Annotated in this window: 14 protein-coding genes; 6 read left to right on the top strand and 8 right to left on the bottom strand. The window is 71.9% G+C overall.

Annotation, left to right across the window (positions count from 1 at the left end):
• The first annotated feature begins 44 nt into the window (after positions 1–44).
• The 3 genes from ACFY2L_RS21995 (at position 45) to ACFY2L_RS21985 (ending at position 1,790) form a co-directional block, all read left to right on the top strand.
• Positions 45–533 carry a phage holin family protein gene (locus ACFY2L_RS21995; RefSeq protein WP_390659348.1) on the top strand — a complete coding sequence of 163 codons (489 nt, stop codon included), beginning with the start codon at positions 45–47 and terminating at the stop codon, positions 531–533.
• Positions 530–1,480, top strand: coding sequence for an alpha/beta fold hydrolase (locus ACFY2L_RS21990; RefSeq protein WP_390823120.1), 951 nt, complete (start codon positions 530–532; stop codon positions 1,478–1,480). The genes ACFY2L_RS21995 and ACFY2L_RS21990 overlap by 4 nt, the downstream gene beginning before the upstream one ends.
• Before the next feature lie 127 nt (positions 1,481–1,607).
• Positions 1,608–1,790 (top strand): hypothetical protein, encoded by a 183-nt coding sequence (locus ACFY2L_RS21985; RefSeq protein ID WP_390659345.1) that lies wholly within the window; start codon positions 1,608–1,610, stop codon positions 1,788–1,790.
• Positions 1,791–1,838: 48 nt separating this feature from the next.
• On the opposite strand, the gene ACFY2L_RS21980 is transcribed toward ACFY2L_RS21985, so the two are convergent.
• The 3 genes from ACFY2L_RS21980 to nth all read right to left on the bottom strand — a co-directional run bounded on the left by ACFY2L_RS21980 (position 1,839) and on the right by nth (position 4,947).
• On the bottom strand, positions 1,839–3,038 hold the full coding sequence (locus tag ACFY2L_RS21980; protein WP_390659343.1) for a MarP family serine protease: 1,200 nt from the start codon (positions 3,036–3,038) through the stop codon (positions 1,839–1,841).
• Between the two features lie 94 nt (positions 3,039–3,132).
• On the bottom strand, positions 3,133–3,903 hold the full coding sequence (locus ACFY2L_RS21975) for an NUDIX hydrolase (protein ID WP_390823119.1): 771 nt from the start codon (positions 3,901–3,903) through the stop codon (positions 3,133–3,135).
• An 84-nt stretch (positions 3,904–3,987) separates the two neighbouring features.
• The gene (nth, locus tag ACFY2L_RS21970) at positions 3,988–4,947 is read right to left on the bottom strand and encodes an endonuclease III (protein WP_390659341.1); all 960 of its coding nucleotides are present in this window, start codon (positions 4,945–4,947) and stop codon (positions 3,988–3,990) included.
• Positions 4,948–5,266: 319 nt separating this feature from the next.
• Between nth and ACFY2L_RS21965 the strand changes: the two genes are divergently transcribed.
• Entirely contained in the window at positions 5,267–5,941 is a 675-nt protein-coding gene (locus tag ACFY2L_RS21965) for a Crp/Fnr family transcriptional regulator (protein ID WP_029382547.1), read from the top strand.
• Between the two features lie 601 nt (positions 5,942–6,542).
• Here the strand turns inward: ACFY2L_RS21965 and ACFY2L_RS21960 are convergent.
• The 4 genes from ACFY2L_RS21960 to ACFY2L_RS21945 are packed head-to-tail and all read right to left on the bottom strand — an operon-like array spanning position 6,543 to position 8,925.
• Positions 6,543–7,373 (bottom strand): MBL fold metallo-hydrolase, encoded by an 831-nt coding sequence (locus ACFY2L_RS21960; protein ID WP_390823118.1) that lies wholly within the window; start codon positions 7,371–7,373, stop codon positions 6,543–6,545.
• Entirely contained in the window at positions 7,370–8,245 is an 876-nt protein-coding gene (locus ACFY2L_RS21955) for an NUDIX hydrolase (RefSeq protein ID WP_390659339.1), read from the bottom strand. The genes ACFY2L_RS21960 and ACFY2L_RS21955 overlap by 4 nt, the downstream gene beginning before the upstream one ends.
• Before the next feature lie 60 nt (positions 8,246–8,305).
• Positions 8,306–8,770 carry a RidA family protein gene (locus tag ACFY2L_RS21950; RefSeq protein WP_390659338.1) on the bottom strand — a complete coding sequence of 155 codons (465 nt, stop codon included), beginning with the start codon at positions 8,768–8,770 and terminating at the stop codon, positions 8,306–8,308.
• Entirely contained in the window at positions 8,767–8,925 is a 159-nt protein-coding gene (locus ACFY2L_RS21945; RefSeq protein ID WP_003967454.1) for a DUF4177 domain-containing protein, read from the bottom strand. The genes ACFY2L_RS21950 and ACFY2L_RS21945 overlap by 4 nt, the downstream gene beginning before the upstream one ends.
• Before the next feature lie 221 nt (positions 8,926–9,146).
• Between ACFY2L_RS21945 and ACFY2L_RS21940 the strand changes: the two genes are divergently transcribed.
• The gene (locus ACFY2L_RS21940) at positions 9,147–10,124 is read left to right on the top strand and encodes an ArsA-related P-loop ATPase (protein WP_390659337.1); all 978 of its coding nucleotides are present in this window, start codon (positions 9,147–9,149) and stop codon (positions 10,122–10,124) included.
• 10 nt (positions 10,125–10,134) lie between these two features.
• A complete protein-coding gene (locus ACFY2L_RS21935) occupies positions 10,135–11,484 on the top strand; it encodes an ArsA family ATPase (protein WP_390823117.1) in 1,350 nt (449 codons plus the stop codon).
• 14 nt (positions 11,485–11,498) lie between these two features.
• Here the strand turns inward: ACFY2L_RS21935 and wblA are convergent, their stop codons facing one another.
• Positions 11,499–11,837, bottom strand: coding sequence for a transcriptional regulator WblA (wblA, locus tag ACFY2L_RS21930; RefSeq protein ID WP_390659500.1), 339 nt, complete (start codon positions 11,835–11,837; stop codon positions 11,499–11,501).
• Positions 11,838–12,119 lie beyond the last annotated feature (282 nt).

Genomic DNA, 12,119 nt, shown 5'->3' with positions numbered 1-12,119 from the left:
GAACACAGACCAGCAACACAGAGCAGCAGAAGAGGGAGACCGCGATGAGCGCACCCGACGGCAGCCCGGTCGGCGCCGAACGCAGCATCGGCCAGCTGTTCGCCTCGGCCACCACCGAGTTGTCGGCGCTGGTGCACGACGAGATCGCGCTGGCGAAGGCGCAGCTCAAGCAGGACGTCAAGCGCGGCGCGGCGAGCGGCGGAGCGTTCACGGTGGCCGGCGCCGTCCTGCTGTTCTCCCTGCCGATGCTGAACTTCGCCCTGGCGTACGGCATTCGGACCTGGAGCGACTGGAACCTCGCGATCTGCTTCCTGCTGTCCTTCGCGGCGAACGTGCTCGTCGCGCTCCTCCTCGTGCTGATCGGCACGGCCTTCGCGAAGAAGGCCAAGAAGAGCCAGGGCCCGCAGAAGGTGGCCGCGTCGATGAAGGAGAGCGCGGGCGTCCTGCAGAAGGCCAAGCCGCACCCCCGGCCGGAGCTGACGCAGGACCGTGTCCCCGAAGCCATCGAGGCTGTGGCACGCTCGTCGTCATGACGGACCCCGCCACCCCATCGGCGCAACACACCTCGGTCGTACGCCCGGACTTCGCCTGCGGCACCAAGGTGACCCACCGCGAGGTGGCCGCGAACGGCGCCCGCTTCCACATCGCGGAGGCCGGTGACGGGCCGCTGGTCATGCTCGTCCACGGCTTCCCGCAGTTCTGGTGGACCTGGCGGCACCAGCTGGGCGCCCTCGCCGACGCGGGCTTCAGGGCCGTCGCCATGGACCTGCGGGGCGTGGGCGGCAGCGACCGTACGCCCCGGGGCTACGACCCGGCCAACCTCGCCCTCGACATCACCGGTGTGATCCGCTCCCTCGGCGAGCCGGACGCCGCGCTCGTCGGCCACGACCTGGGCGGCTACCTCGCGTGGACGGCGGCCGTGATGCGCCCGAAGCTGGTCCGCCGGCTCGCGGTGGCCTCGATGCCGCACCCCCGGCGCTGGCGCTCGGCGATGCTCGCCGACGTGCGGCAGTCGGCCGCGAGTTCCCACATCTGGGGTTTCCAGCGGCCGTGGATCCCCGAGCGGCAGCTCACCGCCGACGACGGCGAGCTGGTGGCCCGGCTGATCCGGGAGTGGTCCGGGCCACGCCTGCCGGAGGACGACGCGCTGGAGACGTACCGGCGCGCCATGTGCATCCCCTCCACCGCGCACTGCTCGGTGGAGCCTTACCGGTGGCTGGTGCGTTCGCTGGCCCGGCCGGACGGCGTCCAGTTCTACCGGCGCATGAAGCGGCCCGTGCGCGTCCCCACGCTCCATCTGCACGGCTCCCTCGATCCGGTGATGCGCACCCGCAGCGCGGCCGGCTCCGGCGAGTACGTGGAGGCGCCGTACCGGTGGCGTCTGTTCGACGGCCTGGGTCACTTCCCGCACGAGGAGGATCCGGTCGCTTTCTCCACCGAACTGGTCAATTGGCTGAAAGATCCGGAACCCGATCGGTGACCAAGGGGTCGCGCCCGGTATCCGGAGTGAAACGCCTGTACGACGAACAGCCAATTGCCCGGCGCATAGGCCAATTGGCGGGCCTCCAGGCGGTTATCGACCTTGGGGCAGGGGCAGACGTCGGGGTATGGGCTGGACGCACGACTACAGTGACGCAGCACGCAACCGCCGCACGTTCGGCGGGCTGAGCTCCCACCAACGAGGCACCGACCCGCAGCTGCCGGGCTCCGACCTCCGCGTGGGCATTCCGCGCATCCTGCGCCGCCGGGCCCGCTGGGTCTCGGTACGCCTGCGTCACCCGCGAGGCTGACGCCCCGCGTCCCGTCCAGGGCCTGTCGCCCCGCTGTCGCAACAGGCCCTAGAGGGCGCAGCTGTCGCTGTCCACCTGCTGACCGGCGGTACGTCCCTCGAGGACGTCCCGCTGGATCTCGTCCGCGGTGAGCGCGTATCCGGTGTCGGCGTCGTCGAGCGACTTCGCGAAGACCACGCCGTACACCCGGCCGTCGGGCGTGAGCAGGGGGCCGCCGGAGTTGCCCTGCCGGACGGTCGCGAAAAGCGAGTACACGTCACGGCGCACGGTGCCGCGGTGGTAGATGTCCGGGCCGTTGGCCGTGATGCGGCCCCGCACCCGCGCGGCACGGACGTCGTACGACCCGTTCTCCGGGAAGCCCGCGACGATCGCGTCGGCGCCGCTGGTCGCGTCGGTGGTGCTGAAGCGCAGCGCGGGCGCGTCCAGGTCGGGCACGTCGAGCACGGCGATGTCGCGCTTCCAGTCGTACAGCACGACGGTGGCGTCGTACTTGCGGCCCTCGCCGCCGATCTGCACGGTGGGCTCGTCGACGCCGCCCACCACGTGCGCGTTGGTCATGACGCGGCGCTCGCCGAAGACGAAGCCGGTGCCCTCCAGGACCTTGCCGCAACTCTCGGCGGTACCCATCACCTTGACGATGGAGCGCTGCGCGCGGGTGGCCACGGCACTGTCGGCGAGGGCCGGGTCGGGCGGCTGGACGTCGGTGATCGGCTCGTTGGCGAACGGGCTGAAGACCTGCGGGAAGCCGTTCTGCGCGAGGACGGAGGAGAAGTCGGCGAACCAGGTGTCGGCCTGGGCGGGCAGCGCCCGGGACACCCCCTGCAGCACCGTGGAGTTGCGGACCTCCTTGCCGAGGGTCGGCAGGGTGGTGCCGGCCAGCGCGGACCCGATCAGCCAGGCCACCAGCAGCATGGCCACGACGTTCACCAGCGCGCCGCCCGTCGCGTCCAGGGCGCGGGCCGGGGACCAGGTGATGTGCCGGCGCAGTTTGTTGCCGAGATGGGTGGTCAGGGCCTGCCCGACCGAGGCGCAGACGATCACGACGACGACCGCGACGACGGCTGCCGACGTGCTCACCTCGGAGTTGTCCGTGAGCCAGTCCCAGATCACCGGCAGCAGGTAGACGGCGACCAGACCGCCGCCCAGGAAGCCGATCACCGACAGGATGCCGACGACGAAGCCCTGACGGAAGCCGACCACCGCGAACCAGACGGCCGCGACCAGCAACAGGATGTCCAGCACGTTCACTGACTCAGGCCTCGCCTATTCACTCCGGTCCCAGCAGCGCGGCCGGGGGTCCGGGGGCCGTCCCCCGGATTGACACAGCACGGGGTTCACCCTGTCATGACCGCCAGTCGAGCGGGACCTGCTTCTCCCGGTCCCAGGGGCGCTCCCAGCCCGCGAAGTGGAGCAGTCGGTCGATGATGCCGGCCGTGAAGCCCCATACGAGGGCGGATTCGACCAGGAATGCCGGACCTCGGTGGCCGCTGGGGTGGACGGTGGTGGCGCGGTTGGCCGGGTCCGTGAGATCGGCCACGGGGACGGTGAAGACCCGCGCCGTCTCGTTGGGGTCGACGACTCCCACCGGGCTCGGTTCGCGCCACCAGCCCAGGACGGGCGTCACGACGAAACCGCTGACCGGGATGTACAGCTTGGGCAGGACGCCGAAGAGCTGGACCCCGGCGGGGTCGAGCCCGGTCTCCTCCTCGGCCTCGCGCAGGGCGGCCCGCAGCGGCCCGTCGCCCTGCGGATCGCCGTCCTCCGGGTCGAGGGCGCCGCCCGGGAAGGAGGGCTGTCCCGCGTGCGAGCGCAGGGATCCGGCGCGCTCCATGAGCAGCAGCTCGGGGCCTCTCCCGCCCTCGCCGAACAGCACGAGGACCGCCGACTGCCGTCCGCCGCCGTCCTCCGGCGGCAGGAAACGGCTGAGCTGGCGCGGCTGGACCGTCTCCACGGCGTGCGCCACCGGGTCGAGCCAGGCGGGCAGGCCGTCCTTGGCCAGCGGCACGGGAGCACCCGGCCCGCCCGGCCCGCCCCGAGCTCCGTGGGGGCCGCCCGCCCGGTCACCCGCCGTGTCACCCGCTGTACCGCTCGCCGCGTCACTCACCCGTGTCATCACCGCACCACCCCCCGTTCCGCCTGGTCCAACGCGTGAGGACCCGTAGATCGTTCCGCCGGCCGTGCCCGCGTCGCCGTTCCCTCATCCGGCCCCCAGCGGCGGGGCCGGCCGGCCGCCCGCGTCCAGGTAGGCCTGCGGCGGGTTCAGCCGCTGGCCGGGGAAGCCGCCCTTCTCGTACTTCAGGAGCTTCTTCGCCTTCTCCGGGTCCGTCTCGCCCTCGCCGTACGCCGGGCAGAGCGGGGCGATGGGGCAGGCGCCGCAGGCGGGCTTGCGGGCGTGGCAGATGCGGCGGCCGTGCCAGATGACATGGTGGGAGAGGTCCGTCCAGGCGCTCTTGGGGAAGAGCGCGCCGATCGCCGCCTCGATCTTGTCGGGGTCGGTCTCCTCGGTCCACTGCCAGCGGCGTACGAGCCGCATGAAGTGCGTGTCCGCGGTGATGCCGGGGCGCCCGAAGGCGTTGCCCAGCACGACGAAGGCGGTCTTGCGGCCGACGCCGGGCAGCTTGACCAGATCCTCCAGCCGGCCGGGGACCTCGCCGTCGAACTCCTCGGCCAGGGCCTTGGACAGTCCTATGACCGACCGGGTCTTGGCGCGGAAGAATCCGCACGGGCGGAGGATCTCCTCGACCTCCTCCGGGTTGGCCGCGGCCAGGTCCTCGGGGGTGGGGTACTTGGCGAAGAGGGCGGGGGTCGTCTGGTTGACCCTGAGGTCGGTGGTCTGGGCGGACAGGACCGTGGCGACCAGGAGCTGGAAGGGGTTCTCGAAGTCCAGCTCGGGATGGGCGTAGGGGTAGACCTCGGCGAGCTCGCGGTCGATGCGGCGGGCCCGGCGGACGAGCGCGGTGCGCGACTCGGGCTTCCTGACCGCGGCGGGCTTCGCGGACGACTTCGCGTCGGGCTTCGCGGAGACCTGCGCCGCCGGCTTCGCGGTGGACTTCCCGTCCGGTTTCGCCGCCGCCTTCGCCGCGGGTCGCCCGGAAGCCTTCGACGCGGGCTTTGCGGCCGGCTTTGCGACCGGTTTATCGCCGTCGGTCTTTTTCATCACTTTTGCCGTTTTCCTACCACCACCGGGGTCCTGTTCGCCCACAGCGGAATCGCGACGTACAACCACCCGCCCAGCCCCCTTGGCCTGTGCTCTCACCGGCGATTTGGACACCCGGCCAGCCTAAAGCCCGGCACCGACATCCGCCCCGGACCCCGAAGATCGGCGTCCAATTGGACCCCTGCCGCTTACCCCGGGACATGTGTGCGGCATCCTTGTGACAGATCACACTGTTTGGACCGTCCGGCAAAATGGGGAACACGGTCCCCTGGTAAGCGGGGGACAAGATCCCCTGAGCAGGTCGACAAGGAGAGAACTCGTGGACGACGTTCTGCGGCGCAACCCGCTCTTCGCGGCTCTCGACGACGAGCAGGCCGCGGAGCTGCGCGCCTCCATGAGTGAGGTGACGCTCGCCCGTGGCGACTCCCTGTTCCACGAGGGCGACCCGGGCGACCGGCTCTACGTCGTCACCGAGGGCAAGGTCAAGCTCCACCGCACCTCCCCCGACGGCCGCGAGAACATGCTGGCCGTGGTGGGCCCCGGTGAGCTCATCGGCGAGCTGTCGCTCTTCGACCCGGGCCCGCGTACGGCGACGGCCACCGCCCTCACCGAGGTCAAGCTCCTCGGCCTCGGCCACGGCGACCTCCAGCCCTGGCTGAACGCACGCCCCGAGGTGGCCGCCGCGCTCCTGCGCGCCGTCGCCCGGCGCCTGCGCAAGACCAACGACGCGATGTCCGACCTGGTGTTCTCGGACGTCCCTGGCCGGGTGGCGCGCGCCCTGCTGGACCTCTCCCGCCGCTTCGGCGTGCAGTCCGAGGAAGGCATCCACGTCGTCCACGACCTGACGCAGGAGGAGCTGGCACAGCTCGTCGGCGCGTCGCGCGAGACGGTCAACAAGGCGCTCGCCGACTTCGCACAGCGCGGGTGGCTTCGCCTGGAGGCGCGGGCGGTCATCCTGCTGGACGTGGAGCGGCTCGCCAAGCGGTCCCGCTGACGGCACCGGGGGCCGCGCGCCCCCAGGCCCACTCTTCCGGCCCCACGGCGGAAACGGTTCCTCTCCGAGGTCCCGGCCCCGAGGGCCGCATCGCCCGCGTCGGCTCTCCGGCGCGCGTGCCGCACACCCTCCCGGCCCGTCCTCGCGGGCGCCCGGGACCGGGTGCCGGGGCTCCGCGGAGCCCGCACGGCCGTCCAGCGCGCACGTCCGCCCGTGCCTCCACGGGTCGATTCCGCGCGACACCGCGCGCGTGGGTCGCGGCGACCCGGACCTGCTGACCGCCGGGTACGAGGCGCCGACGGCGGCGGGATGCCGCTGCACGGCCGTACGCGGCTGCTGAGCGACTGTCCGGGACGCGGTGCCTCGACCGTACGAGGGGTTGCCGGGCCTCCTCCACGTCGGCCACCGCCGTGATCCGCTCGCGACGGCGCGGCAGGAGCAGGGCGAGTACGCCGACGAGGCGGACCCCAGGTCGTCCGTCTCCGGCAGACGCCGCTTTCGCGGCGGGCCCTAGGGGGTGTTTCGAAGGTCCCGTGCGGTGCCCGCGGTGTTCGTGCGTGCCGGGCGCCGCGGGTGCTGTGCGGGACCTTCGAAACACCCCCTAGATCAGCCCGTGCTCCTCCAGGTACTCCATCTGCGCCCGTACCGAGAGCTCCGCCGCCGGCCACAGGGAGCGGTCGACGTCGGCGTAGACGTGGGCGACGACCTCGGCGGGGCTGCCGTAGCCGTTCTCCACGGCCGTCTCGACCTGGGCGAGCCGGTGGGCCCGGTGGGCGAGGTAGAACTCCACGGCGCCCTGGGCGTCCTCCAGGACCGGCCCGTGGCCCGGGAGGACCGTGTGGACGCCGTCGTCGACCGTGAGGGACCTCAGCCGCCGCAGGGAGTCCAGATAGACGCCCAGCCGCCCGTCCGGGTGTGCCACGACCGTCGTACCCCGGCCCAGGACGGTGTCGCCGGTCAGCACCGCCCGGTCGGCCGGGAGGTGGAAGCAGAGCGAGTCGGCGGTGTGGCCCGGCGTCGGCACGACCCGCAGCTCCAGCCCGCCCAGGGTGATCACGTCACCGGCGCCCAGGCCCTCGTCGCCCAGTCGCAGCGCCGGGTCCAGGGCCCGCACCTTGGTGCCGGTCAGCCCGGCGAAGCGGACGGCGCCCTCGGCGTGGTCGGGGTGGCCGTGGGTCAGCAGGGTCAGGGCGACGCGCTTGCCGGCCTGCTCGGCGGTCTCGACGACGGTCCGCAGATGACCGTCGTCGAGCGGGCCCGGGTCGATCACGACCGCCAGCTCGGAGTCGGGCTCGGAGACGATCCAGGTGTTGGTGCCGTCCAGGGTCATCGCGGAGGCGTTGGGCGCGAGGACGTTCACCGCGCGCGGGGTGGCCGGACCGGACAGCACGCTGCCGCGGGGCTGGCCGGGGAGGGCTGCTGCGTCCGTCATGCGGGGCCTCCGCCTGCGCCGATCGGAATGTGCTTGGTGAACTCGCCGTGACCCGGCCAGGACAGCACGATCTCGCCGTCCGCCAGACGGGCCTCGGCCAGGACCGGGGTCAGGTCGCGGCCGCGCGCCGCGGTGAGCGCGTCGGCGGCCGTGGCGTACGGGATCAGCTGGCGCAGGGTCGCGATGGTGGGCGGCATCATCGTCAGCTCGCCCTGGTCGTACCCGTCGGCGGCCTCCGGCGGGCGGATCCACACGGTGCGGTCGGCCTCCGTGGAGGCGTTGCGGGTGCGCTGGCCCTCGGGGAGGGCGGCCACGAAGAACCAGGTGTCGTAGCGGCGGGGCTCGAACTCCGGGGTGATCCAGCGCGTCCAGGCGCCGAGCAGGTCGGAGCGCAGGACCAGGCCGCGGCGGTCGAGGAACTCCGCGAAGGACAGCTCGCGGGCGGCCACGGCCGCACGGTCCGCCTCCCAGTCGGCGCCGGTCGTGTCGCCGACGACCGAGTCCGGGGCCGGCCCGGCGAGCAGGACACCGGCCTCCTCGTACGTCTCCCGTACGGCCGCGCAGACGATCGCCTGGGCTTCCGCCTCGTCGACGCCGAGCCGCTCGGCCCACCACGCGCGCGTGGGGCCCGCCCAGCGCACCAGGCGGTCGTCGTCCCGCGGGTCGACGCCGCCGCCGGGATAGGCGTACGCGCCTCCGGCGAAGGCCATGGAGGCGCGTCTGCGCAGCATGTGGACGGCCGGGCCGCCGTCGGTGTCCTTCAGGAGCATGACGGTGGCCGCGCGCTTGGGGGTGACGGGTGTCAGCGTCCCGTCCGCGAGCGCGCGGATGCGTTCCGGCCAGTCCGAGGGAAACCACTGCCCATTCGCCATGGGCGCGAGGCTATCCCCTGGTGAGCGAATGTTCGAGAGGTGCCCGAGGCCAGTGTGGCGCTACGGCACCAGCTCGACCTGGATCTCGACCTCGACCGGGGCGTCCAGCGGCAGCACCGCGACACCCACCGCGCTGCGCGCGTGCACGCCCTTGTCGCCGAGGACCTCGCCGAGCAGTTCGCTCGCGCCGTTGAGGACGGCCGGCTGGCCGGTGAAGTCCGTGGCGGACGCGACGAAGCCGACGACCTTCACCACGCGCGCGACGCGGTCCAGATCGCCCGCGACCGACTTCACGGCGGCCAGGGCGTTCAGGGCGCAGGTGCGGGCCAGCTCCTTGGCCTCCTCGGGGGTGACCTCCGCGCCGACCTTGCCGGTGACCGGCAGCTTGCCGTCCACCATGGGCAGCTGGCCGGCCGTGAACACGTACGGCCCGGACTGCACGGCGGGCTGGTAGGCCGCGAGCGGCGGCACCACGGCCGGCAGGGTCAGGCCGAGCTCGGCGAGCCTCGCCTCGACCGCGCTCACGCCTTCTCCCGCTTCAGGTAGGCCACGAGCTGCTCGGGGTTGTTCGGCCCGGGCACGACCTGGACGAGCTCCCAGCCGTCCTCGCCCCAGGTGTCCAGAATCTGCTTCGTGGCGTGGACGAGCAGCGGCACGGTTGCGTATTCCCACTTGGTCATGGGGCGACTGTATCCGCTGTTGCCCGGGGGGCCTTCGCAGGCCATGTGGCCGGTTGCACACCCGGTCCACCACGGGCCGTGCGGCAGGCCGCGCACCCGGTCGTCCACAGGCCGAGGGCCGGTTGCGCACCCGGTCGTCCACAGGCCAAGTGGCCGATACCGGCCCCCGTTGTCCACAGCCTCCCGGTTGCCCCGGGCGCGGACTGGTTACGCTCGAAGACGTGAGCAGGCTCCAGGTCGTCAGCGGTAAGGGCGGGACCGGAAAGACGACGGTCGCCGCGGCCCTCGCGCTGGCCCTCGCCACGGCAGGGAAGCGGACGCTTCTCGTCGAGGTGGAGGGCCGGCAGGGCATCGCGCAGCTCTTCGAGACAGAGGCGTTGCCCTATGAGGAACGCAAGATCGCCGTCGCGCCGGGCGGTGGGGAGGTGTACGCCCTCGCCATCGATCCCGAACTGGCCCTTCTGGACTACCTCCAGATGTTCTACAAGCTGGGGGGCGCCGGACGGGCCCTGAAGAAGCTGGGCGCGATCGATTTCGCCACCACCATCGCGCCGGGCCTGAGGGACGTGCTCCTCACCGGCAAGGCGTGCGAGGCGGTCCGGCGCAAGGACAAGAACGGGCGGTTCGTATACGACTACGTGGTCATGGACGCACCCCCCACCGGGCGCGTCACCCGTTTCCTGAACGTCAACGACGAGGTCGCGGGCCTCGCCAAGATCGGCCCTATACACAATCAGGCGCAGGCCGTGATGCGGGTGCTGAAGTCCCCGGAGACGGCCGTGCACCTGGTGACGCTGCTCGAGGAGATGCCGGTCCAGGAGACCGCGGACGGCCTCGCCGAACTGCGGGCGGCGAAGCTGCCGGTGGGCCGGGTCATCGTCAACATGGTGCGCCCGGAGGTGTTGGACGCGGACGGGCTGGAACTCGTACGAACCGTGACACGTTCCTCCATCGCGCGGTCGCTGTCCGCGGCCGGGCTGGGCGGGGCCCGGCGCGGCGGGCACGCCGAGCGACTGGTCGACCCGCTCCTGCAGCAGGCCGAGGAGTACGCCGAGCGGCACACGCTGGAGCATGAGCAGCGCGCGGTCCTGGGCGAGCTGGACCTGCCGTTGCACGAACTGCCACTGCTCGCCGAGGGAATGGACCTGGCGGGTCTGTACGAACTCGCCACCGAGCTGCGGAAGCAGGGGATCGCATGAGGGGGACCGTATGAGTCGGGACCAGGGCCAGCCGCAGCACCGGCTCTCCCCCGCGCGTGTGCTCGACCTCGATCCGCTGCTCGACGACCCGGCGACCCGCATCGTGGTGTGCTGCGGTTCGGGCGGGGTCGGCAAGACGACGACGGCGGCGGCGCTGGGGCTCAGGGCCGCCGAGCGGGGCCGCAAGGTCGTGGTCCTCACCATCGACCCGGCGCGCCGGCTCGCGCAGTCCATGGGCATCGACTCGCTCGACAACACCCCGCGCCGGGTGAAGGGCGTCGAGGGCGACGGCGAGTTGCACGCGATGATGCTCGACATGAAGCGCACCTTCGACGAGATCGTCGAAGGGCACGCCGACCCCGGGCGGGCGGCCGCGATCCTGGCGAACCCCTTCTACCAGTCGCTGTCCGCGGGCTTCGCCGGCACGCAGGAGTACATGGCGATGGAGAAGCTGGGCCAGCTGCGCGCCAGGGACGAGTGGGACCTGATCGTCGTCGACACCCCGCCGTCCCGGTCGGCGCTGGACTTCCTGGACGCGCCGAAGCGGCTCGGTTCGTTCCTGGACGGAAAGCTGATCCGCGTCCTGCTCGCGCCCGCCAAGGTCGGCGGCCGCGCGGGCATGAAGTTCCTGAACGTCGGGATGTCGATGATGACCGGCGCGCTCGGCAAGCTGCTGGGCGGACAGCTGCTGAAGGACGTGCAGACGTTCGTGGCGGCGATGGACTCGATGTTCGGCGGGTTCCGCACGCGCGCGGACGCCACGTACAAGCTGCTCCAGGCGCCCGGTACGGCCTTCCTGGTGGTGGCGGCACCCGAGCGGGACGCGTTGCGGGAGGCCGCCTACTTCGTGGAGCGGCTGGCCGCGGAGGACATGCCGCTGGCCGGCCTGGTGCTCAACCGGGTCCATGGCAGCGGTGCGGCCCAGCTGTCCGCCGAGCGGGCGCTCGCCGCCGCGGAGAACCTCGACCTGGCCGACGGGATCGCCGACGCCGCTGCCGATTCCCCCGCGGCGGAAAATCTTGAAGAGCCCCGCATTGTGGATCAGGGCGGCGGGAAAGCTGGACTTCGTAACTCTCCCGACACGTACGCCAGTTCAGAATCTCCCGTACCCGATCCGGGGCCCGGGTCCCACAGTGCCGATCAGCTGACCGCGGGCCTGCTGAGGCTGCACGCCGAGCGCATGCACCTGCTCTCCCGCGAGCAGCGCACGCGTGACCGCTTCACCGCCCTCCACCCGGAGGTGGCGGTGGCCGAAGTGGCGGCACTGCCCGGCGACGTACATGACCTCGCGGGACTGCGGGACATCGGCAGCCGGCTCGCGGCCAACCGGCCGGAGCTGCCCGAGGCCGCCGACAGCTGAGCGAGGGGTTCGCCTCAGCTCACGGCCGCGTAGTTCTCGTACATCTGGTCGTCGTCGAGCGACACGATGCCCGCGCCGCGCTCGTACTCCGAGCGTGCGGTCTCGAGCAGCCGGCGCCACGAGGTGACGGTCGGCCGCCTGCGCAGCAGGGCGCGGCGCTCGCGCTCCGTCATGCCTCCCCACACGCCGAACTCGACGCGGTTGTCGAGCGCGTCGGCCAGGCATTCGGTGCGTACCGGGCATCCGGTGCACACCGCCTTGGCCCTGTTCTGCGCTGCTCCCTGAACGAACAGTTCATCCGGATCGGTAGTGCGGCAGGCAGCCTGCGCACTCCAGTCGGTTACCCAGCCCATACCGGCGCCGTCCTCTCCCGAATCGAGGCTCCCCCACGGCGGCAGCGGCATATTCACCGCCGCCAGTTGAGGACGTTACGGAAGGTGGGCACAGCGCAACACCCCCTTCGGGCCCAATCTTGAATGGCCCGAACGGACTATGGGTAAGCGGCAGATCACCCGGGGGAGTGAGCCTGCGACATACATGACTATCCCGGCAAAGAGGACAGTTCTGTTGGGTCACAACGGACGCCGGATGACACACAAGGCGGATTCGGGCACGCCCCCACCAAAAAAGTCGGG

Origin of the sequence: Streptomyces sp. NPDC001381 (genome assembly GCF_042895685.1) — a bacterium.
GTDB lineage: Bacteria > Actinomycetota > Actinomycetes > Streptomycetales > Streptomycetaceae > Streptomyces.
This window is presented reverse-complemented; position numbering and strand designations above follow the sequence as displayed.